The organism is Namhaeicola litoreus (genome assembly GCF_042679565.1).
Lineage (GTDB): Bacteria > Bacteroidota > Bacteroidia > Flavobacteriales > Flavobacteriaceae > Namhaeicola > Namhaeicola litoreus.
Genome location: NZ_JBHTMY010000003.1, coordinates 1,360,496 through 1,384,339 on the forward strand (window position 1 = coordinate 1,360,496; position 23,844 = coordinate 1,384,339).

Below are 23,844 nucleotides of genomic sequence, written 5' to 3' on the forward strand. Positions count from 1 at the left end.
TAATTGAAAGAGATTATGAGCGAAAAAGAGTTTATTGAGCAGGATGAAATTTTTTCTCAAGTTTTAAGGGCCGGTAGAAGAACTTATTTTTTTGATGTAAGAGAAACAAAAGCAGGGGATTACTATTTGACGATTACTGAGAGTAAAAAATTCACCCATGATGATGGTTCATTTCATTATAAAAAACATAAAATTTACTTATACAAAGAAGATTTTGACGTGTTTAATGAAATGTTACAGAAATCTACAGGATATATCGTAGAAGAAAAAGGCGAAGAAGTTATTTCTGAAAGACATCAAAAAGATTTTAACAAAACAAATGAAGAAGAAGTAAATAATTCAACCGAAGAAAAACCTTCAGGTAGTTTTACAGACATAAGTTTTGAAGATATATAAATAAAAAAAGCTGCTATGAGCAGCTTTTTTTATTTATTCTTGTTTCAGTAGTGTGGGTGTTTTCGGATACAATTGCTTAAATAAACCTTTATTGAGTAAATTTAATACAGCCACTTTATCTGTGGTCTTCACCAAAAAAGATAGGTTGTAATTGCTCCCTCCATAAGATATCATTCTGATGGGAATATTTTCAAGCGTACTAAAAATAGCTCCAGTTATTCCTTTTTTGTTTTGTGCAATATTTCCTGCAATACAAATTATGCTCAAATCTGTATCAACTTCAACGCTTCCATAGCTTCTTAATTCAGTTAGAATATCATCTAACCTTTTTGTCTGATCTATCGTAATTGATACGGCCACCTCGGAAGTACTAATCATGTCAATAGGTGTTCTGTTTTTATCGAAAACATCAAATATTTTTTTTAAGAAACCGTAGGCCATCAACATTCGGTAAGATTTTATCTTAACAGCGGTAATTCCGTCTTTTGCCGCAATCGCTTTGATATGATGATCATTGTAATCACAATTACATATTAATGTACCTTTTGCTTCTGGGTTAAATGTGTTTTTTACTAAAACCGGAATATTTTTTTCTTTTGCTGGCAAAATACTCTGAGGGTGCAATATTTTAGCGCCAAAATAGGCTAACTCGGCAGCTTCATCAAAAGAAATTTTTTCAAGTGAAAAAGTGCGATCAACATATCTAGGATCATTATTATGCATCCCATCGATATCTGTGTAAATTTGAATTTGCTCCGCATCAATGGCAGCCCCAATCAAAGAGGCAGAATAATCACTTCCTCCCCTTTCTAGATTATCTATTTCTTTTGAATAATTTTTACAAATAAAACCTTGGGTAATAAAAAGTTTCGTTTCCTTATTTTGATACAATAATTTTGAAAGCTTTTGAGCAATAAAACTCTTATCGGGTTCTCCTTTTTCATCAATTCTCATAAAGGTCAAAGCGGGTAGCAACTTAGACTTTACACCGATCTGTTCTAAATATAATTGAAACAAATTGGTAGAGATTAGTTCACCTTGAGCGAGTAAAATCTTTTCGACACTCTGAGAATAAGGAACTTCGAAAAAAGAACGGATGTGTGTGAAAAAATAATCAATCAAAATCCTTCCTTTTTCAAAGAACTCATCTTCTTCATATAATTCTCCAATTACACCAATATACTTCTTATACAATTGTTGTGTTAAAAATTCGGCCTCTTGTGGATGATACTCTCTCAAATTCTGAGCTATGGCAACTAATGTATTCGTAGTACCACTCATAGCAGATAGAACTACAATTCGAGGCTCTTTATTTTGGGTGATGATATCCACCACTTTTTTCATATTCTCAGCAGAACCTACGGAGGTTCCTCCAAACTTTGATACAATCATTTTTTTGATTTTTCAGCAAATATTTATCAATCCATTCTTTTAACAAAATTTTTATTGTAAATTTACATTTTAAAACATTTTGTTTAAATTTAAACAATGAAGACAGTACAGGAAGCAGTAGAAGAAATAATAAGTCAAACACCGTTTATTGAAGAGGCATTGCACGACAAGCTTATTAATGTATCATCATTAGCACGTGAAATACAAGGACAGGTCGAACAGAAACTAGGCAAAGAAGTCAAAACAGGGGCAATTATGATGGCCATTAACAGAGTTTCTCCAATACAAGTCTTAAAAATCAGAAAAAATATCAAAGCTTTTTCTTTAGACCTTAAAGATTTTATTGTTCGTTCAGACCTAATGGACTATACTTTTAAAAATACAGTTACCTTACAAAAAAGAATTGCGAAACTCTATGGCAATATCGAAAGTAATAGCGAGTCTTTTTTTACTGTTTCTCAAGGAATTTTTGAAACGAATATTGTAATTAGTTCTGATATTGATGCAGAACTACATAAATATTTGGCGGAGGAAGAATTAATTCATTCTTTAGATAATCTCGCCTCCATTACCATAAAACTGCCAAAATCAAATTTAGAACAGAGTGGCGTTTATTACTTTATTTTGAAGCAATTTGCCTGGGCGAACATACCAGTTCAAGAAATCATTTCTACAACGCATGAAATTACCTTAGTAGTGAAAGAGTCAGATATTACAAGATCTTTTTCTATTTTGATCAACCTCAAACAAAACTAATTCAATTCCACATTCTTCCGGGAGCCAGATCTTGTTTATAGCGTTGTTCAAAAAAATTAAAATACATATAGAGTAGGTAATTCACTTCCATGCCATAATGTATATCAGGCCGATAGTCAATAGCTTGAACATAGAGGTTCGGATCAAACCTAAAAGGTTGATTTACCCTATTATTATATTCTACGACCATAAAATAATTCCTCATCTCGAGCATTGGCAAGGAATAAAAGCTAGGAGGTCTTTGAGTGGCCAACCAAGATTGAAAACCTACCTCGAAAATAATGATTTCGTATTCGAGAGAATCGTTTGCTATCCTTATAGTATCCACCGTTTCTTCGCCTATACCATCCGCACTGTTGTTTTTCACGATCTTGTCGCTTTTTGAAACACCGCAGCTCATAAATGAAATAAAAACTAAAACGAGTAATATCCTCATTGACTTTTTTTAAACGTATAAATCAATATTTATGCCAACAAAAAATGTTTACATAAAAAAAGCCCGGAACCGGGCTTTTCTTCAATATTTATATTCTAAGTTTTATTCTTCTACCTGTTCCTCTTCAATTTTCCCCTTGGCTTTATTCCAAACTTTAATTTCATCTTCCTCAGTGATACCAGAGAGTATTTCAACATTAACCCCATCCGAAATTCCTAATTCAACATCCTTCTTCTCAAATTCCTGATCACCTTTTTTGACCTCTACAAACGGCTTATCGGTTTCTTTATCAAACTGTAATAGTGCTTCTCTAATTGCCATGATACTATCTTTTTGTTCTAAGATAATTTCAGCATTGGCTGAGTACCCTGCACGAAGGAAATAATCATCTTCTAAATTTACATCTGCTTTTAATGTAAATTGAACAGTGCCGTTTTCTTCGGTTCCCTTCGGCGCAATAAAAGTTAGCTTGGCTGGAAATTTCTTATCAGCAATCGCTCCTAATGCTATTTCCAACTCGGTATCATTTTTAATTTTACTCACTTCTGATTCATCTACTTTTCCTTCAAAAATCATTTTAGTCATATCTGCAATCAAAGCGATAGTTGTTCCTGCGTTAAAATTATTACTTTCTATCACCTGATCTCCTTCTTTTACAGGTATCTCTAAAATTGTACCCGGTACCGTAGCGCGAATATTTGTATTCGCCATTCCAGAAGAACTAACACTACCTTTTTTAATAATTTGATAATCATTTTGACTAATAATAACATCTTGTTTCGCTTGATTGTAATCCAATTCGAACTGTTCAAACTCTCTTCTTGAAATAACTCCCGTATCAAAAAGCTTTTTATTTCTATTATAACTAATTTCTGAATTATTCAATTGAATCTTCGCTTTGTTTACACGCCCCATAGCATTACTCAAGGCTTGTTCATTAGGTACAACCCTTATTTGTGCAATTAGGTCACCTTTTTTAACCTTAACTCCTTCTTCGAGATAAATTTTATCTATGATACCCGATACTTGCGGTTTAATTTCTACCTCTTCGAGCGGAGTAACTTTTCCTGTTGCCACTGTTTTTTTTGTAATACTTGTTTTGAATGGCTTTTCGGTATCAAAACTCACAGGAGGTTTACTGTTCATTTTACCGAACCAAATTAATACAGCAATAAATAAAATTGCGATAATGGAAAAGATGATTATTTTTTTCATTTTAATGGTTTATTTACTTTTAATTTATTCTTCTCTTAATGCTTCTATAGGTTTAATCATTACCGCCCGTTGTGCAGGAATCATTCCGATTAGAGTACCGAGTATGACCAATGTCAGAACAGCTCCAATGGCAATAGGAATGTTTACTGTTGGATTAGTAAATGGAAAATCTAAATTTTGTGTTTTTGAATTGATAAACATCAATAAAAGTCCTGCTAAAATAATTCCTAAAACTCCTGCTAATAGAGTCAAAAACACAGATTCTAATATAATTTGACTTTTTACTGCTTGCGGTGTCGCCCCTAATGCCCTTCTAATTCCAATTTCTTTTGTCCTTTCTTTCACCGTAATTAAAAGAATACTTGCAATAGCAATTACTCCGGCAATCAGTGTGGCAATTCCTACAAACCATGTCAGGAATTTAATTCCTTTTACAAAACCTGTTATTTTACCAAACATTTCGCCAAAATTAAAAGACCCAAAAGCTCTTGTGTCATCGGGACTTACATTGTGTCTCTTTTTAAGTATGTCTTTTACATCTGTTTCTACTTTTTTAATGTCTGCATCATCATAGGCTGCAATGACCATCCAACCAATATCATCACCTGTATTGTACATTTGACGAAAAGTAGAGAAGGGTATGTAAATAGAATCATCTCCTTCAAATCCCATACCGGGATTTTGCCTGTACACCCCGACTATATTAAAGAAACTCCCATTCACCTCAACATAGTTACCAACGATTTCTTCGTCTTTTTCAAAAAGATCATCTACCACTTTTTCTCCGATAATACATACCTTTTTCTTTTGCTCAATATCGCTAAGATTTAAAAATCGGCCTTGGTTAAGTTTTACTTTAGACACTTCATCTAAAATTGGGTAATCTCCAAAAACTTTATACGTTTTACTATTTGTATTTCGTTTAACTGTAGCCGGTTCACCTCCAAAAACACCACTTACATTCCGTGGGGCTACAAACGCGATTTCGGGAATTTTGTTCTGGATATCTTCTACATCCTGAATTTTTAAATTCATCCATCTTCCTCTTTGAAAACCTTTGTAGGGTACTGTTGTGCGCTCACCCCATAAAAAAATACTATTCGTTGCAAGATTGCTAAATTCTCTATCAAACCCATTCTCCATACCTCTTGCTGCACCCAGCAGCGTGATAAACAAAAACACGCCCCATAACACACCAATGACCGTAATGGCGGTGCGCAACTTGCTTTTTTTGATCGAATCAAAAATTTCTTGCCAAGTATCTCTATCAAAAATGAATTTCATAATAATAATTTTAATCCTCTCCTAAGGCCACAATTGGTTTGATACTCGCCGCTCTTTTAGCCGGAATAAACCCTGCAATAGCTCCAACAACCACCAAAATGATAGTGGCAGTAATAACTGTAGATAAATTAACTTGTGGTTCTTTTATAAAATATTCTTGCAAGCTGTTACCTATCCGACTCAACACAAATACCGCGATCAACAAACCGATATAACCTGCAAGTGAGGTGATAAAGATCGATTCCTGCAGAATCAACCAAACAATTGATTTTGGGGATGCTCCTAACGCTTTTCTAATGCCTAATTCTTTGGTTCTTTCTTTAACGACGAAAACCATAATATTTCCAATTCCTATTGCTCCGGCAAACAAAGTTCCAATACCTATAAATAGCACAATTAATTGAAGTACATTGGCAAATTGCATATTTGCTTCTACATTCTCGAACACAGACCTAACACGGATACCACTTTGGTCATCTCTGGCAACACTATGTTTTTCTTTTAACGTCTTTGTTATATCAGACACTAACTTTCTTGCACCGGGTATACCAATTTCCAGCTTATATGTGAGGTTGATTTGATCTATCTCGTCGGTGTTCTTATAGATCAATTGTGTTGTCGAAACTGGTAAATATACCCTTCGTTCCTCATTATCCCCTCCGGCATCTTCAAAAACACCGATCACCATGTAAGCCATACCATTGAGATTTATAAATGTACCTATGGCTTCTTCATTTCTATAGATATCTTCTTCTACCAGTCTACCAATAACTGCATACCTTCTCTTATTGATGATATCATCATTATTGATATAACGCCCTTTCGTAATGATGGTCTTTTCTAAAAACTGATGATCAGGCATAACGGCAGTTGCATTGTAACTTCCGGCCTCGTTTTTATATCTAACATTTACATTTTTGTAAATTCTGGGGGAAATGTATTCAATTTTATCTCCGTATTCCTTTTCTATAAGCGCCAGATCTTCATTTTTAAACTGAATCCTCCTGTTTTCCTTAAAACCTCCATAAGGTTTTGAGGTTCTTCCGGCATAAATAAAAATGGCATTGGTAGCATCATCCATAAAAAATTCCTCGAATTGATTCTTCAATCCGTTGCCCATTCCAAATAAAACCGTAAAAATAAAAATACCGAGTGCAACGGTAAATGCACCCAGAAAAGTTCTTAATTTATTTTTACCTATGGATTGAAAAATTTCCCTCCAACGATCAATATCGAACATAATTTATGAATTCAGAACGACTTTTTTTACTTTTTCATCACTAGTGATCAATCCATCTTTTAAACGAACAATTCTTTCAGTTTGCTCAGCAATATCTTCCTCGTGTGTAATGACAAGAATTGTCATTCCTTCAGCATGAATTCCTCTTAATATTTCCATCACCTGCTCACCAGTTACAGAATCTAAAGCTCCGGTAGGTTCATCGGCAAGAATCAATTTTGGTTCTGTCACCAATGCTCTTGCTATTGCTACCCTTTGTTTTTGTCCACCAGAAAGCTCACTTGGTAAATGATTCGCCCAATCAGCTAAACCAACTTTATCTAAATAATCCATCGCCAGTTTCTGTCTGTCCTTTCGATTCACACCTTTGTAGTATAAGGGTAATGAAACATTCTCAACGGCAGTTTTATAACTAATTAAGTTGAACGACTGAAAAACAAAGCCCAAAAACTTATTTCTGAGCATGGCAGCCTTTTTCTCATCTAATTTTTCAATTTTCAGATCATTTAAATAATACTCTCCTTTATCGTGTGTATCTAAAAGTCCTAAAATATTGAGCAAAGTAGATTTACCAGATCCTGATGAACCCATAATGGACACAAATTCTCCTTCCTTAATTTCTAAATTTATGCCCTTTAAAACATGTAAAAAGTCTTTCCCCATGGGATAAGACTTATGCAGATCTACGAGTTTTATCATCTTGATTATTAGATTTTTATACTTTATTATTTTTATTCACCAATCAAACTTACTTGATTGTTGTAATTTTATACCGTGAAAGAAAATCAAAAGCCTATTATTTTTTTCGATGGTTATTGCAACTTGTGCAGTTCTTCTATACAATTTATCTTAAAGCGAGATAAAGCACAACAACTTTTATTTTCTTCACTACAATCAGACGCAGCGAAAGAGCTTTTGTTACATAATCAATCAAAAAATAATTTAGGAAATTCAGTCTTGTTTTTAGAGCAAAACAAAGTTTATGAAAAATCTGAAGCAGTTTTAAGAATTCTGAAATATTTGGATTTTCCTTACCGACTCCTAACCGTATTTAAATGGGTACCCATAAAAATACGAGATAAGCTGTACGATTTTGTGGCAAAACATAGATTCAAGTGGTTTGGAAGAAAAGAGATTTGTTATCGAAGTGCAAGCCACCATAAAGAGCGATTTATTGAATAAAAAAACAGTTCAAAACATTTAGTCTTGAACTGTTAATCCCCTTTTTTTAAATTAAATCCCTTTTTTTTTATGAAATTAGCTCCTCTTCAAGGTATAATGGCACTTTTACACGGGTTTCACCCCAAGCTAAGATCATTTGTGTCCCATAATTTTTTTGGTCAAAGCCTATTGTAAAAACATTGATGGGTTGTTCTAAAACAGCAGGCACTTCAATTCTTGCAACATCTAAGTCTTCATTGTAAAAGTAAGAGCCTAATGTATCTGTTTCGCTATTCAATATAATTGTCCAGTATGATTCTCCCGGTATTGTATAAAGTGAATAAGTTCCCTTTTTTACTAATTTATTTCCGAACATGGCATCTTGATAGAATTTGATTTCTGTTGTTTCATTTGCTCCGGTTCTCCAAACCTGCCCAAATGGAATTATTTCTCCAAATACTTTCTGTTTATCTGTTTCAGGTCTTCCATATACAACCCTTATTTGAGGTTCTCCATTTTGTACTTTTTTATAATAAGTGATATCGTGTGGTACTTCATCAAGATTTTTAAATGTTTGAGCTTGAGCCAAATTAATTGTTGAAATCAACATAGTAAACCACAGGATCATTGCAAAAATTTTTAACTTTTTCATAGCAATTTTTTTAATTTTTACGATTTCACAGGGCTAATTATTATACTTTATTTATTTATACCCTACTGAACCACACTTATTCCTTCTCCTTTGTCTATGGTAATATCACTCGTAATTACAAAATCGTTTGTGTATACTTTTAAGGTATAAGTGCCATCTGATAATTTTGATTTATCTATATCACAAACCTTTCCATCATTTGTGGACCCATGAATCAATTCGTGATTGGCAGGAGCTAAGATTTCATATTTGTAAAAACTTTCAGCAGAAGACAAGTTTAATACATCAGAGCCTGAGTTATCTACGATAGTGATGGCTTCTTCTCCGTTTGGAAAAGTGGTTACATACTTTGTCACTTGACCTTTTTCTTGCGAAAATCCGACAATACTGATCAATAAAATGGCGATGGTGATAATGGTTGTTTTCATAGCGTTTTCTTTTTTTAATTTGTAAAATCCTTTTTTTATTATTTCCCTTTTTTTATTATTTCCCTTTTTTTAGACCCTTGATTTAAATTCCGATAATACCAGATTCTTCTAGTGATTTGTTTATAGTGATGTCGCTAGTAATCACAAAATCGTCTGTGTACACTTTTAAGGTATAAGTTCCGTCTGATAATTTTGTTTTGTCGATATCACAAACTTTACCCTCATTGGAAGAACCGTGAATTAATTCGTGATTGTTTGGTGCTAGAATTTCATATTTGTAAAAACTTTCTGCGGATGATAAATTTAAAACATCAGATCCTGAGTTATCCACGATGGTAATGGCTTCTTCTCCGTTTGGAAAAGTGGTTACATATTTTGTGACTTGACCTTTGTCTTGTGAAAATCCGGCAATACTGATCAATAAAATGGCGATGGTGATAATGGTAGTTTTCATAGCGTTTTCTTTTTTATTTTTATAATTAAATATTGTTTTCTGTTGTTGCTTCGTAGTTTACGGCATATTCATTTAATGAAAAAGCTCCTTCAATAAATTCAAATGCTTCACTAATAATGGTATTTTCATGAACAAATTCATGGTTATTGACAGAGAAGGTAGTGAGACCCTCTAAAAAACTGATATTAAATTCGTTCTGTGTATTTATTTCAAGAACAAGTTCCTGATCCGAATTAAAATTTTTCGTTTCTGTTTTTAGGTCATATACTAAATCATCATTTAACACGTTTGATTGTTGTGCATAACCAACTAAACCGGCGAAACTAAATACTAAGATTAAAACTGCGTTTTTCATGATGTAAAATTTTTAAATTATTATTTGCTGTTTAATCAGAGTTTTAAAAAAATTGTAAAAATTGTTTGTTGTTAAAATTTGTAATCTGATTTAATGTAGAACAAAATAGTAGCTTGCTATTTTATGACTTCATTATTTCATTTCACTTTTAGAGGAGAGCTGTAAAAAAGTTTGTCACTCAATTACATTTCAAATGTAGCTACAAATCGAAGGATTAAACAATAGATAAAAATGGGAATTTTAAAAATCCCGATATTCCATGACACCTTTTTTCTACATTTTTTCTGAATTTATTTCGGTTTAATTATTTCATGAATTACTCTATATCAATACCTTAAATCCTTTTTTCAACACCTTAAACCAACAGTAAAAAAATGATTTTTTTATTGTGTTGTGTAGAAAAAAAAATCAAAAATTTTAGTTCTTAATCTTGTTATACCAAAAATTAGGTATAATACAATTCGATAAAAATGGTTGATTTATTGCTTTAATCAGGTAGAATTGCCTTTCTTAAAGCTAGATGGGAATTCTCACAGAAAGTACTTTTTTCTGTAATTTCAAATTTTTTTCTCTCCGATAGGATGAAAAAAAGTTGTTTAAGAAATAAAAATTAAGACTTGGATCGGGTAGATTTTCTTTGAATAAGATTCGTTTGTACGATTTTATGTTGCATTTCTTTATCCAAATATCCATTTTGAATTCTTGATAGTAAAATTTGGACCGCATTTTTACCCATTAATTCTGAGTGCTGACTAATAGCCGTTAAAGAAGGAACCGTAAATTTTGTTAAAGATCCATTTGTAAACCCGATCACAGAAATTTGACCAGGCACCTTATACCCAAGGTTTTGCACCAAATGCAAGGAAGCGACTGCAGAATGCTCATCAGCGCCCAGAATTCCGTCAACTTCTTCATGGTCCAGAAACTTCTTCAATTCAATTTCCAAATTTTCATGAGTAACTTCCAAAAAACGTGTAGCGCCAACCTTTATTTTACTGTCCTTTAACGCTTGAGCATAGCCCTTCTTTCTCAACTCACAGACACTCGTATTGGAAATTGTAGAAAGAAATACCACATTTTTACATCCTTTTCTCAATAGAAAATAAGTGGCATCATAAGCACTTTTAAAGTCGTCAATAGTAATTTTATCACAATTGATTTCATCCGTTACCCTATCAAAAAGCACGATTGGTATCTCCTGGTCCTGAATTTTCTTGATATGCTCATATTGCTTTTTCATTTGAGTCTCACTCGCCAAAGAAATCAACAAACCATCTATGTTGCTATTCAAAAAGGTATCAACACTTTCTCTTTCGCTTTGTAACTCTTCATTTGAAATACTGATAAGTGTTTTGTATTTGTTTTCTTTTGCCTCTTTTGTAATTCCGTGCACAGCCCTCGCGAAGAACTCATCAGTGATATTGGGAATGATTACACCCAGACTAAATGACTTCTTTAATTTCAAACTTTGCGCAATAATATTTGGCACATAATTTAATTCTTTTGCCTTTTTCTTAACGCGAATTTTGGTTTCTTCACTAATATCATAACTATCATTCAGTGCTTTTGAGACAGTAGCCACAGAAACATTTAAAACTTTAGCTAATTCCTTTAAAGTAACCTTTTTTTCCAAGTTTGTTTTTTTTTGGTGAATGCAAATGTAAAGATTCAATTTCAATTGAATTACGGAAGAATATAAATCAAACTAAAATTTTAAAAAAATAATTTTTACTTAACTTTTATGTATTAATCAATATCCTTTGACCATTTCTCTGAGCAGATGTATAAATAGCTTTAACGATTCTTATATCTTTCAAACCTTCTTCGCCACTCACAATTGGATTACTGCCATTCATAATTGCCAGGGCGTCATCATCCATTTGTTTCGCTTGTTGATTTCCTTTAAAAGGCAATAATCTTTCTCCTGCACTGGTTACTCCTTGAACACCCGAATAAGATTGAAAAGGCTGAAGTCTATACCAACCATTTTCGCAATCTACCTTCAAATCATTGATATGCTCAGCAAAAGAACACTTGCCTTTTGCTTGCAATCCATTGTTAAATTCTAAATCAAAAATCATAGTTTCATCTACATTAAATGATGCAGGCCTTGTATTTTGACTTATAGCTGAGACAGCAATAGGCTCTAAACCAGAAGCATAACGAATTGCATTAAGCGGATAAACCCCCATGTCGTACATCGACCCACCACCTAATTCGGGATTACACTTCCAATGGGAAGCATTACCTCCGGAACTCCTGTAACCTGCTTCTGCATAAATTTTTGAAATATTTCCAAAAGGTTTTGTTTTTGCCCATTCAATAATTTTTTGGGTGACAGGTTCGTGCTGCATTCTGTAACCGATGCTTAATTGCACCTTATTCTTTTTACATGAACTAATCATTTCTTCGCATTCACTCACAGAGACAGCCATGGGTTTTTCACACCACACATGTTTCCCTGCTTCAGCAGCCACAATTGAAAACTTTTTATGGAGACCATTCGGAAGAACAATATAAACTATATCAATATCAGGGTTATTCGCCAATTTGTGCATATTTTCATAGTTATACACATCAGAATCGAGGATTCCATATTTCCGTTGCCATTGTGGAATTTTTTCCGGAGAACCTGTCACTATACCTTTTAACTCACAAAACTGGGTGAGTTGCAAGGCAGGAGCCAACAAATCTGTACTGTAATATCCTAAACCAACCAATGCAACACCAAGTTTCTTTTTAGAAAAAAGTGCTCTTGCTAAGATTGAATAAGGCAAAGAACTTCCGACTGCACTTAAACTGACATTTCTTAAAAAGTTTCTGCGACTATTCATTTTATCATTTATTTAAAAGATATCTCTTTAAAGATATCAATTAAAATGTCACCATGAAAATCATTTATTTACGAAATAGTCATAGAATTTGTAAAAATTAATCTAGTGATTCTTATTCCTAAAGTGGGAAAATTCAATTTTCCAGACTGTGCCATTGAACAATTTTCTTCTCGTGCATTGCCTCTAACCCCATGTTTACACACATGGAGGTTTTGGCTCCGGATAAAACATCTGATACAGGCTGGGTATTATTTTTAATACACTCTCCAAAATCTACCAAAGCTTGTTTACTTGGATTTATATGGTCCACTTTTATAGGATAACCTTTATCCTTTTCCCAATTTACCGTAGCGCCTGTAACGCCATCAGCCTCACCAAGAATTTTCTCTTCATCCGTTTCAGGTAAATACCAGGCTTTAGTGTAATCTAAAATGATAGTCCCTTTATCTCCTAAAACTTTTATCTTGTATCCGTCTAATGCATTACTTGTCAGGCAGGTAAAAGTAGCCTTCACACCCCCCGGATAAGCATACATCAAATGAATATTATCGAATGTTTCTCTTCCATCTTTCCAATAATCGATTCCCCCTATTCCCATGGCATGAATTGGCGTTTCATTTAAAATCCAATTTGTGAAATCGATTTGATGTGAACACAATTCAGCAGCCAGACCGCCGGAATATTCTTTATACATACGCCAATTTATCGCTCTTTCCAACTCGGGTGAGGGTACCTCCCTCCTCCAATTTCCATGTCTATTCCATTGACACTCAACAGCAGCAATCTTTCCAATTTTTTGGTTTTTGATCAAATCTACTACGTGGGTATACAACCTGGAACTATGGTATTGGTGACCCGTTTGAAAAATCAATGAGGATTTTTCTACCTTCTTCACAAGTGCTTGAATTTCTGGTATTCCTTTTGCCATTGTTTTTTCACAATAAACATGTTTACCGGCATCGATAGCTGCCAATGACACTTCGTCGTGTAAGTAAAATGGTGTCGCAATTAAAACAGCATCAATATCCTTATTACTCAAAAGTTCTTCATAATTATCATAAGGTCTTGCATTAGGAGCTCTTTTCAGCGCCTCTTCCAATCTAAATGGCAAAACATCGCAACAAGCAGCTACATTAAAATGATCTATTTCCTGAAGAAACGGGATAAGTCCTGCCCCTCGTTGCCCAGTGCCAATTACACCAATTTGAATGGTTTCATTGGCAGATTTCGTTTGTTTAAATTGTCCATATAGCCCCGTCCTTGATAAACCTAAGGCAGCTAAACTAGATTTGACGACAAATTCTCTACGTTTCATACTATAATGTTGGTTCCCAGCCCGGTTGATATTCTCTTTTCCACTGTTTCATGATTTCCGGATTATTTAGAACCTTCCCGGTATTTTGGTCAATTTGAAGGGTTTGGCCGGCATCTTGAGCCATATTACCTAAATGGCATAACATAGTTGATATACTGGCTTCATTAATATCAGACCTCAAGGATTTATCTTCTCTAATGGCCTCAAAAAAATTAGCTACATGCGAAATATCTAATGAACCCTCTCCTACTGTATTGGTTGTGGCACTTTCTTCTTTTTCTTTTATTTGTTTAATCAATTTCCCATCCAGACCATAAAGTGAGTAATCATTTCTGCTTAAAGTAATTACCCCCTTACTTCCATATAAGGTGGTTCCGCGACCCGGTTGATTTGGCTGAATAATTCCTCTACTATGACCTGTCCATGTTATAAATCTTCCTCCTTCATATTCGTAGGTCACTTGCTGATTATCAAAAAACTCCCAGTCGTCTTCATAGGTAAATTTACCTCCAAAAGATGTAACTGTTTTGGGTAAATCAAGACCCATTGCCCAACGGCAAATATCAATTTCATGGGTACCATTATTGTGAATTTCACCAGTTCCCCAATCTCTAAACCAATGCCAATTATACGGATGGATATTATCTTTATATGTTCTTCTGGGGGCAGGTCCTTGCCATAGTTCCCAGTCTAATGTCTTAGGAACTGCAATTTTATTTCCGATTCCAATTGAACCACGATTATTAGAGTAATAAGCTTCGCCTTTATACACTTCACCAATAATTCCTTCCTTAATTTCCTTTACAGCTTGGATCGAACTTTGAGCAGATCGCTGTTGGTTGCCCATTTGCACTTTTTTATTGTACTTATTTTGAGCAGCTACTAACAAGTCGTTCTCGTAAGGATTATGACTACATGGTTTTTCTACATAAACATGTTTGCCTGCTTGCATGGCCAGTATAGCCATGGGCGTATGCCAATGCTCAGGCGTAGCAATAAAAACAGCATCTACGTCTTTGTCTTCAAGAATTTTCCTAAAATCCTTTTCAATTTTAGGAATATACCCAATATTTTCCTGACACCATTTTTTATGTTCTTCAATAATCACATCGTCAACGTCACAACTATACAAAATTTTTGCATTCTGATCTTTATGGATCGCTTTAATATGGGCTTTGGCTCTACTTCTTACGCCAATTACAGCACAATTAATATGATCATTTGCACCTAAAATATTTGCTTTTCCAAAAAAAGGTAGAGACACCATACCTGTTGTTATGGCCATGCTGCTGAGAGAAGTTGATTTAATAAAATTCCTTCTTGACGTCATATCTAATTAGTTTGTTTTGATTTTAATATTTCTAAAAGACACTTTATTTCCGTGATCTTGTAATAAGATATGACCTTTTTCATTTTCACCAAAATTCGGCCAATCTTTATACTTACTTTCGGATACTAATTTCCGAAAAGCATCAGTGCCCCTATCAAATTCGAGTACCTTCATTCCATTTAACCAATGCTCTATATGATTGTTTTTAGAAATAATATGTGCCGTATTCCATTCACCGATTCTGTTTACCGGTTTATGCGTATCTGCCTGAATTAAATCATATAAAGATGCAAGTGTCCTGCTTCCCTCATGGTTACCTAGTTTCGCATCTGGATGACGTAAATCATCCAAAATCTGGTATTCCAAGCCAATAGCCGAACCAGCGCCTTTGTTTAGCTCTGTATCTACATAATACTTTATTCCACTATTGGCCCCTTCAGTAATTTTAAAATCCAACATTAATTCAAAATCGCCATAAACTTCTTCCGTCACAATATCACCACCTGCAGCTGACTCAGCTCCATCAGAAGCTAAAACTGTTAAAACACCATCCTCAATTTCCCAACCTTTATCGGGAAAATCTTTTCTTTTAGCCCCTCTCCAACCCTCACTGGTTTTTCCATCCCATAACATTATCCATCCTGCCTTCTCCTCATTACTGGTTAGTTGATTAGTTTTATTCCTGGGCGACAATTCAGATACTAATTTATAATTTTCCAAACCTTTCGTCAATATTTTAAGGTTCTTCCATTTCACTTTCATGCCTTCATTTTGATCTCCACGAATAGAATGGACTTGCAAGGCAATAAATCCTTTACCATTTGAATCATCGATTAGATTTGCCGCTGCAACACCATTGATCCAGGTTTTAATACTGTTTCCGATAGCTTCTATTCTGAAATGATTCCAGTCATTTTGCTTGAATGCCTTTTGTGCGGTAGGATTATCATTTAAATCATATAACCAACCTCTTCTTTGTTCATCATATATCCCTCCACTCCAGGCTCTTTGTGAAGGATCTATCTCAATTTGATACCCATGAACAACCCCATTCCGATAATATGGATAGCTATTGCTCCTTATTTGTATACCAGAATTCAACGCCGGGTCTACCCAAAAATCTAATTCTAAAATGAAATCTTCATATAATTCATCCGTCACTAAAAAAGAGTTGGGCGTATTCTTAACCGTTGCACCTTCAATAAAACCATCTTTGACAGTGTAGTTAGCCTTCCCTCCTTTTTGACTCCATCCATTAAGTGTTTTACCGTCAAATAGATTTTTCCAAGGTGGAGATGATTGGCCGAACAAAGTTAAAGGACCAATTACCACTAAAATAACTAAACAAAGAACTAAATTTTTACTTCTGTTTTTCATATAATTTTAATTTGATCAAAACACGATATATGTTTAATGGTCTAAATTAAAAAAGATATCCTTACTATCTATCCTGCGCAATACTGAAATTTCTAAAATTTTTCCTTTACTTTCAATTAATCTGAAAATTTCTTCTGGTTGGAGGATACTAACTACATAATCAATCTTATCAGAATAATTAGAATGATTAGCTCTTGGACAGCAGCAGAGTATTGCTGATAACCACCCTTCTTCGAACAAAAGCTGTTTAGTTAAAGTTGTAAATCTTCACTTTTTTTGAAGAATAGATTAATTAAACCATCCTTTAAGTTGAATATGACTGTTTAGTTTATCTCATTTTGATTTAATAAAAAGAAAATTAAAACCCAAAAATTAAGAAAACAGAACTGCATTAATTGATATAATAAAGTATTATTTATTACTTTTAGCCGGCCCTCAAGGGTCGTCTACGAAAATTGATAATTTCCTTTTAATGAAAACCATTTACACCATACTTTTAATTGTACTTTTTTTTAGTGCTTGCACAATTAAATCAGAAAATGAAACTTCCCAAAAGTTTCTGTTCAATTCTATTTCTTCAAACATGTCAGGTATAGATTTTAAAAATGATCTGATAGAAAATGATTCTTTAAACTATTTCACCTATGGATATATTTATATGGGAGGTGGCGTATCTACTGGAGATATTAATAACGATGGTTTAGTTGATATTTTTTTTACGGGAAATATGGTTGATAATCGTATGTACCTCAACCAAGGAAATTTAAAATTTAAAGATATCACAACTGAGGCAGGTCTCTTGGGTGATGATAGATGGTATACCGGAGTAACCATGGTCGATATTAATAATGATGGTTTTTTAGACATCTATTGCTCAGTTTCAGGAAAATTTGGTCCGAGGGAAAATCAATTATTTATAAATAATGGCAATAATACCTTTACAGAAAAAGCAGCAGAATACGGTTTGGCTGATGCCAGCCACTCCATACAATCAACTTTTTTTGATTATGATTTAGATGGAGACTTAGACCTATATGTCGCAAACTACCCACCTACTCCATTTGGCACACCAAATGAGGTATATGTTAGTAAACAAAAATTGGTGACAATTGAAGAATCTGACCATTTATATAGAAATGATGATGGTTTTTTTACAAATGTTACAACAGAAGCCGGACTGAAAAATTTCGGTTTAACAAATAGTGCCACCATTGGCGACCTTAATAAGGACGGATGGCCTGATATTTATGTGTCAAACGATTTTAGCACACCGGATTATTTCTATATCAATAACCAAGATGGAACATTCGTAGAAAGTGTAAAAGATGTGACAAAGAATGTTGCATTTTTTGGTATGGGCGTTGATATTGCCGACTTTAATAACGACCTATTACCTGATTTCATCCAAACCGATATGACACCTAAAAACAACCGGCGTTTAAAGGCAAATATGTCGAGCATGAATCCAAACTTATTCTGGAGTACAGTAGGTGCCGGATTTCATTATCAATACATGCAAAATAGTTTACAGCTCAATAATGGGAATTTAGTTGGCGGTAAACCCTTTTTTAGCAATATTTCTCAAATGGCAGATGTTGCGGCAACAGATTGGAGTTGGGGAGCACTATTTGTGGATCTTGACAATGATGGTTGGAAAGATATTTTTATTTCTAATGGTACTAGGCGAGAAATCAACAATACAGACTACTTTAAAAAAGTAAGTCAAAAACCCATGCATCCTGACAGTACTTTGGCTTATAGCCTGGCCATTCCATCTGAGCGAATAGACAACCTTGTTTTTAAAAATAATAAAGACCTAACTTTTTCAAGAGTAAGTAAAGAATGGGGTATTAGTTTTGAAGGTTTTTCAAATGGTTGTGCCTATGCTGATCTAGATAATGATGGAGATGTAGAAATGATCGTAAACAATATAGATGATGTAGCCTCTGTTTTTGAAAATCACAGTGCAGAAAATAATAATTTTATAACCCTCAGATTTAAAGGGCCGGCAAAAAACACTTTTGGTTTAGGCGTAAAAGTTGTTCTTACTACAGACAGCCTAAATCAATACCAAGAATTAACTCTGTCCAGAGGATTCCAATCCTCTGTTGCTCCTGAAATGTATTTCGGTCTGGAAAAAGCAAATATGGTTGAAAAAATTAAAATCACATGGCCCGATGGGAAAGAAGAATTACTTTCAAATATGAAAGCAAATCAAATTGTGACCATTGATTATAAAGATGCCATCACAGCAGAACCAATTTTGGCCAAAAATGAAATAAAACTTTTCACAACAGAAACGAATCTCGAAAAGATCGCCGCTTATGAACACAAAGAAAATATTTATGATGATTTTCAATTTGAAGTATTGCTTCCGCATAGAATGTCTATGTTTGGACCTGGAATTGCTACTGGCGACTTAAATGGTGACGGACTTGATGACCTGGTTGTTGGCGGTGCTGCAAACTATCCTGCAGGTGTATTTTTTCAGGGCAAAAATGGATTTGTTCAACAGCATGTAATAGATATCGAAAATGATAAAAAGTTAGAGGACTTGGGTGTTGTTATCTTTGATGCAGACGGTGATGGAAAAAATGATATCTATATGGTGAGTGGCGGAAATGAATTTGCTGTGGGGAGCCCTGAACTTCAGGATAGATTATATTATAATTTAGGTGATGGAAATTTTGAAAAAAGAGTTTCTGCCCTTCCAATCATGTTATCGAGCGGATCTCGGGTGAAACCCTTCGATTTTGATAAAGATGGAGATCTCGATCTTTTTGTGGGTGGAAGATTAGTACCAATGGCCTATCCGATGCCTGCAAGTAGTTTTATTTTAGAAAATACCAGTACTCCAGGAAACCCATCTTTTCTTAATATTACGGAAAAAGTTGCACCAGAACTAAAAAATTTAGGAATGGTTACGGATGGAATCTGGACAGATGTCAATAATGATGGTTATATAGATTTAATGATTACCGGTGAATGGATGCCGATTACCGTTTTTCAAAATATCGAAGGAAAGTTTGAAAATGTGAGTGCAAAAATGAACTTAGCCAACTCCACTGGATGGTGGTTTAGCATTGAAGAAGGCGATTTTGACGGAGATGGAGATATGGATTATGTAGCTGGTAACTTAGGACTTAATTACAAGTATAAAGCGACGGAAAATGAAACTTTTGACATTTTTTATAACGACTTCGATAAAAATAACAAAGGAGATATCGTATTGAGTTATTATAACGAAGGAATACAATTTCCCGTGAGAGGAAGATCATGTTCATCTCAGCAAATCCCCACAATTACTCAAAAGTTTAAGAACTATGAAGCGTTTGCAAGTGCTTCCTTAACAGATGTTTATACAGAAAAAGACCTGAAAAATTCATTGCATTATCAAGCAAAAACATTTGCAAGTGCTTACCTGGAAAATACAGGTGATAGTTTTAAAATTCATAACCTACCTCATTTAGCCCAGGTTTCCTCGATCAATAAAACATTGATCGATGATTTCGATAAAGATGGTAACTTGGATATTTTACTCGCAGGAAATTTGTACAGCTCTGAAGTAGAAACACCCAGAAATGATGCGTCTATCGGATTATTATTGACCGGAAATGGGAAAGGATCTTTTAAAACAGTTGAAGGAAAAGATTCAGGATTTTTTGTGCCAGGGGACGTAAAAGATATGAGCACCATAAAAATTGGCGAAGAACAGTATATTATTGTCGCCAAGAATAACGATTATTTACAATTTGTCAAAGTAAATAAAAGTTAAAGTCCAATAACGATATTAGGTGTGAGACTGGTTATCTTAAAACAGTAGAAGCAAAAAAAAATTAACGGTAATTGCCAAATATCTCGTTTAGCTAGAACTAAACCTACGGACTTTTTTTATTTGGAGGCTTCATCCTCCTTGTTCAAAGAAATCTATGCAATCAGGAATTATCCAACTTTTTAAATTCGATCAATTTTTTATATAAAATTTAATTTAGATCAAGGCTTAATTAAGAAATGAGCCTCATAAAAATCTTTATAGATATACAATACAAACACGTAAAATCAAGAAAAAATTAAGAACTAAATCTTTTTTTAGCCTCCTCCAAAACTGACGCTGTGGCAGAAGCACCACATCTTTCGCATCCTATTTCTTGAACTACGAGAAGCTGATCTAAAGTACGAACCCCGCCAGAAGCTTTTACTTTAACATTTGGTCCTACGCTCACTTTCATCAATTTTAAATTTTCTGGTGTAGCGCCTGTATAGTCAAATTTCCCATCCTCGCCTTTTACAAAACCAAACCCTGTCGATGTTTTTACATAATCTGCTCCAACCTTGGTGCAGATTACACACAAACGCACAATGTCCTTTTTATTAGTGATGTAATCGGTTTCAAAAATAACTTTCACTACGGCACCATTGTCATGGCTAGCATCTGTGACTGCTTTGATTTCATTTTCTATATAGGCCCAATCTCCCTGTAGCGCTTTGCCAATATTGATGACCATATCTATCTCTGCCGCGCCATCTTTACAAGCCGTTTCAGTTTCAAATACTTTTACATGAATGGATGAATTTCCTGCCGGAAAACCGATAACACAACCCACCAAGACATCTGATCCTTTTAAATATTGCACGGCATCTTTTACAGCATATGGTTTTACACATACTGATGCCACATTATATTTTTTGGCAACTTCGCATTCTCGTTTTAAATCATCATCAGTCATTGTAGGATGTAAAACGGAATGGTCTATCATTTTTGCTAGTTTATCTATTTTTCCCATTTTTAATAATATTTACACGTTTATTTTCAACTGAAATTGCATCAACAATATAGAATATACCTAAAACTATACGTTCTAAAAGTGCATTTTAATTTCAGTAAATTTAATTAAATTAACAGGACTGATACAACTAGAAATAAAATAACTATTCATGTAACCATCAGTAGAAGTAGAATTGTTATATTTAAATTTTATCACATCAGATAGAATGAAAAATGATAAAACTGATTCCTATTCTTAGTAAATCTTTAATTTGTTTGTTTCTTGTAATGTTCATTCACTCTTGCACGCATGAAAGAGAATTAACATCCGGCAAAGCTGATTATTCCTCTTGGAACAACTATGCCGGGACAAAAGATGGCATGCGATATTCATCTGATAGTACAATTAATAAATCCAATGTACAAAAACTAAAAGTTGCTTGGAAATATAGCACAAAAGATAAGGATGCAAACGGTCGGTCTCAAAATCAATGTAATCCTATTGTCGTCGATGGCATTCTTTATGGCACATCTCCAAAATCAAAACTCTTTGCTTTAAATGCTTCTTCAGGTGAAGAACTTTGGATTTTCGATCCAACTTCTTCCGTTTCAAAAAAAAATGATCAAGAACCTTGGTTTAATGTTATTCGGGGTGTTACTTATTGGGAATCTCAAAATAAAAAAGATAAACGCATTTTTTACAGCAGTGGTTCAACCACCTTCTGCATTAATGCTCAAACCGGTAAACTTGTTCGTTCTTTTGGTAAAGAAGGTAAATTGGATCTCAGTCTTGACCTTGATCGAGACCCTAATAGCTTTAATCCATATATCGCGAGTACAACCCCAGGAATCATTTATAAGGAATTGCTAATACTTCCGATGCGTGTTGTTGAAACGGCAGATGCAGCTCCAGGACATATCCGTGCTTATAGCGTAAAAACCGGAAAACTTCAATGGATCTTTCATACCATACCGCATCCAGGAGAATTTGGTTATGAAACTTGGCCCGATAAAGAAGCTTATAAAACAATGGGAGGTGCCAATAATTGGGCGGGAATGACTTTGGATGAAAAAAGGGGAATTGTTTATGTTCCAACCGGTTCTGTTTCCAGCGATTTTTATGGAGGAATTAGAAAAGGTCAAAATTTATTTGCTAACTCTTTAATAGCCCTTAATGCACAAACAGGAAAATACCTTTGGCATTATCAAATAGTACATCACGATTTGTGGGATAGAGACTTGCCCGCAAATCCGAATTTACTTACGCTTATTAAAGAAGGAATTGAAATTGATGTTGTGGCTCAAATTACAAAGCATGGGTACATCTTTATTTTTGATAGGGAAACGGGAAAACCTATCTATGAAATTACAGAACGTCCTGTACCGCAAAATGCGCTTCCAGGCGAAGAACCATGGCCCACCCAACCCATTCCAACCTTACCAGAACCATTTGCCCGACAAAATTTTACTGAAGAGGATTTGAACGATTTGGATCCTGAAACTTATCCAACCCTGCTCGAAAAATTCAAAAAAGTAAAATACCATACCATGTTTACTCCTCCCAATAAAGAGCCTTCATTTATTTTCCCTGGTTTTGATGGTGGTGGAGAATGGGGTGGAGCGGCAGTTGATCCAGATTCACAGATTCTTTATGTCAACAATAGTGAAATGCCTTGGATTTTGACAATGATCGATGTGCCAAAAAATACTTTAAATGATCACTCTTTCAAAGGAATCGGTCAAGTTGTATATAATAAATATTGTATTGCCTGCCATGGCATTGATCGTAAAGGAAATGGTCCGACCTTTCCTTCATTGATAGATATTCAAAAAAAATATTCGAAACTAGAAATAAGCGCATTATTAAATTCAGGACGAAATATGATGCCTTCATTCTCACAATTGCCTGATCAGGAAAAGGAACCTTTACTCGCCTTTATTTTAGATACCGAAGAAAAGGAACCTGCAGGTGACATTAAAAGCAAGGATATAGTTCCAGAAATTGAAAATAGTATTCTAGACAAAATTCCATTCGTAATGACAGGTTACAATAAATTTACAGATGCGAATGGGTATCCTGGAATTAAACCACCTTGGGGAAGTCTAAATGCCATAAATCTTAACACTGGAAAACTGCTTTGGAAAGTACCTCTCGGCGAATATCCCGAATTAAAAGCTAAAGGAATTCCAGTGACTGGGACGGAGAATTATGGCGGACCGGTAGTTACGAAAGGAGGTTTAATTTTCATTGCTGCCACCCTGGATTCTAAAATTCGAGCTTTCGATAAAATTTCAGGTGAGATTTGGTGGGAACACGACCTGCCTGTACCTGGTTATGCTACCCCAGCCCTTTACCAGATCGAGGGAAAGCAATACGTCGTTATTGCTTGTGGTGGTGGAAAACTAGGAAGTAAATCAGGTGACCAATATATTGCATTTACATTACCTTAAAAA

Annotated in this window: 21 protein-coding genes; 5 read left to right on the plus strand and 16 right to left on the minus strand. The window is 34.4% G+C overall.

The window, feature by feature from the left end; genetic code table 11:
• Positions 1–15: 15 nt before the first annotated feature.
• Positions 16–396 (plus strand): PUR family DNA/RNA-binding protein, encoded by a 381-nt coding sequence (locus tag ACFQ39_RS13290; protein ID WP_377179721.1) that lies wholly within the window; start codon positions 16–18, stop codon positions 394–396.
• Positions 397–429: 33 nt separating this feature from the next.
• On the opposite strand, the gene ACFQ39_RS13295 is transcribed toward ACFQ39_RS13290, so the two are convergent.
• Positions 430–1,788 carry an aspartate kinase gene (locus ACFQ39_RS13295; RefSeq protein ID WP_377179723.1) on the minus strand — a complete coding sequence of 453 codons (1,359 nt, stop codon included), beginning with the start codon at positions 1,786–1,788 and terminating at the stop codon, positions 430–432.
• A gap of 96 nt (positions 1,789–1,884) precedes the next feature.
• Here ACFQ39_RS13295 and ACFQ39_RS13300 point away from each other — a divergent pair, with 96 nt between their 5' ends.
• On the plus strand, positions 1,885–2,544 hold the full coding sequence (locus ACFQ39_RS13300; RefSeq protein WP_377179725.1) for a hypothetical protein: 660 nt from the start codon (positions 1,885–1,887) through the stop codon (positions 2,542–2,544).
• A 1-nt stretch (position 2,545) separates the two neighbouring features.
• Here ACFQ39_RS13300 and ACFQ39_RS13305 read toward each other — a convergent pair whose 3' ends face one another.
• From ACFQ39_RS13305 to ACFQ39_RS13325, 5 genes are all read right to left on the minus strand, one after another.
• Entirely contained in the window at positions 2,546–2,980 is a 435-nt protein-coding gene (locus ACFQ39_RS13305) for a DUF6146 family protein (protein WP_377179727.1), read from the minus strand.
• Between the two features lie 102 nt (positions 2,981–3,082).
• Positions 3,083–4,195 carry an efflux RND transporter periplasmic adaptor subunit gene (locus tag ACFQ39_RS13310; RefSeq protein ID WP_377179729.1) on the minus strand — a complete coding sequence of 371 codons (1,113 nt, stop codon included), beginning with the start codon at positions 4,193–4,195 and terminating at the stop codon, positions 3,083–3,085.
• Positions 4,196–4,219: 24 nt separating this feature from the next.
• Positions 4,220–5,479, minus strand: a complete 1,260-nt coding sequence (locus ACFQ39_RS13315) for an ABC transporter permease (RefSeq protein WP_377179731.1) — start codon at positions 5,477–5,479, stop codon at positions 4,220–4,222.
• Between the two features lie 10 nt (positions 5,480–5,489).
• Positions 5,490–6,719: an ABC transporter permease gene (locus ACFQ39_RS13320; protein ID WP_377179733.1), complete on the minus strand. Its 1,230-nt coding sequence runs from the start codon at positions 6,717–6,719 to the stop codon at positions 5,490–5,492.
• Between the two features lie 3 nt (positions 6,720–6,722).
• On the minus strand, positions 6,723–7,418 hold the full coding sequence (locus ACFQ39_RS13325) for an ABC transporter ATP-binding protein (protein WP_377179735.1): 696 nt from the start codon (positions 7,416–7,418) through the stop codon (positions 6,723–6,725).
• Between the two features lie 75 nt (positions 7,419–7,493).
• On the opposite strand from ACFQ39_RS13325, the gene ACFQ39_RS13330 reads away from it, so the two are divergent.
• The gene (locus ACFQ39_RS13330) at positions 7,494–7,901 is read left to right on the plus strand and encodes a thiol-disulfide oxidoreductase DCC family protein (RefSeq protein ID WP_377179737.1); all 408 of its coding nucleotides are present in this window, start codon (positions 7,494–7,496) and stop codon (positions 7,899–7,901) included.
• Positions 7,902–7,968: 67 nt separating this feature from the next.
• On the opposite strand, the gene ACFQ39_RS13335 is transcribed toward ACFQ39_RS13330, so the two are convergent.
• The 9 genes from ACFQ39_RS13335 to ACFQ39_RS13375 all read right to left on the minus strand — a co-directional run bounded on the left by ACFQ39_RS13335 (position 7,969) and on the right by ACFQ39_RS13375 (position 16,625).
• Positions 7,969–8,532 carry a DUF2911 domain-containing protein gene (locus ACFQ39_RS13335; RefSeq protein WP_377179739.1) on the minus strand — a complete coding sequence of 188 codons (564 nt, stop codon included), beginning with the start codon at positions 8,530–8,532 and terminating at the stop codon, positions 7,969–7,971.
• Between the two features lie 62 nt (positions 8,533–8,594).
• Positions 8,595–8,960 (minus strand): hypothetical protein, encoded by a 366-nt coding sequence (locus tag ACFQ39_RS13340; protein ID WP_377179741.1) that lies wholly within the window; start codon positions 8,958–8,960, stop codon positions 8,595–8,597.
• 82 nt (positions 8,961–9,042) lie between these two features.
• Positions 9,043–9,414 carry a hypothetical protein gene (locus ACFQ39_RS13345; protein ID WP_377179743.1) on the minus strand — a complete coding sequence of 124 codons (372 nt, stop codon included), beginning with the start codon at positions 9,412–9,414 and terminating at the stop codon, positions 9,043–9,045.
• 25 nt (positions 9,415–9,439) lie between these two features.
• The gene (locus ACFQ39_RS13350) at positions 9,440–9,769 is read right to left on the minus strand and encodes a hypothetical protein (protein WP_377179745.1); all 330 of its coding nucleotides are present in this window, start codon (positions 9,767–9,769) and stop codon (positions 9,440–9,442) included.
• Positions 9,770–10,379: 610 nt separating this feature from the next.
• Complete coding sequence (locus ACFQ39_RS13355) at positions 10,380–11,402, minus strand: LacI family DNA-binding transcriptional regulator (RefSeq protein WP_377179747.1); 1,023 nt, start codon at positions 11,400–11,402, stop codon at positions 10,380–10,382.
• 106 nt (positions 11,403–11,508) lie between these two features.
• The gene (locus ACFQ39_RS13360; RefSeq protein WP_377179749.1) at positions 11,509–12,603 is read right to left on the minus strand and encodes a Gfo/Idh/MocA family protein; all 1,095 of its coding nucleotides are present in this window, start codon (positions 12,601–12,603) and stop codon (positions 11,509–11,511) included.
• A 133-nt stretch (positions 12,604–12,736) separates the two neighbouring features.
• Positions 12,737–13,918, minus strand: a complete 1,182-nt coding sequence (locus ACFQ39_RS13365) for a Gfo/Idh/MocA family protein (protein ID WP_377179751.1) — start codon at positions 13,916–13,918, stop codon at positions 12,737–12,739.
• A gap of 1 nt (position 13,919) precedes the next feature.
• Entirely contained in the window at positions 13,920–15,248 is a 1,329-nt protein-coding gene (locus ACFQ39_RS13370; RefSeq protein ID WP_377179753.1) for a Gfo/Idh/MocA family protein, read from the minus strand.
• Positions 15,249–15,254: 6 nt separating this feature from the next.
• Complete coding sequence (locus tag ACFQ39_RS13375) at positions 15,255–16,625, minus strand: 3-keto-disaccharide hydrolase (protein WP_377179755.1); 1,371 nt, start codon at positions 16,623–16,625, stop codon at positions 15,255–15,257.
• A gap of 472 nt (positions 16,626–17,097) precedes the next feature.
• On the opposite strand from ACFQ39_RS13375, the gene ACFQ39_RS13380 reads away from it, so the two are divergent.
• The gene (locus ACFQ39_RS13380) at positions 17,098–20,400 is read left to right on the plus strand and encodes an FG-GAP-like repeat-containing protein (RefSeq protein WP_377179757.1); all 3,303 of its coding nucleotides are present in this window, start codon (positions 17,098–17,100) and stop codon (positions 20,398–20,400) included.
• Positions 20,401–20,695: 295 nt separating this feature from the next.
• Here ACFQ39_RS13380 and deoC read toward each other — a convergent pair whose 3' ends face one another.
• On the minus strand, positions 20,696–21,409 hold the full coding sequence (gene deoC, locus ACFQ39_RS13385; protein WP_377179759.1) for a deoxyribose-phosphate aldolase: 714 nt from the start codon (positions 21,407–21,409) through the stop codon (positions 20,696–20,698).
• 215 nt (positions 21,410–21,624) lie between these two features.
• Here deoC and ACFQ39_RS13390 point away from each other — a divergent pair, with 215 nt between their 5' ends.
• Positions 21,625–23,841, plus strand: coding sequence for an outer membrane protein assembly factor BamB family protein (locus tag ACFQ39_RS13390; protein WP_377179761.1), 2,217 nt, complete (start codon positions 21,625–21,627; stop codon positions 23,839–23,841).
• Positions 23,842–23,844: the final 3 nt, after the last annotated feature.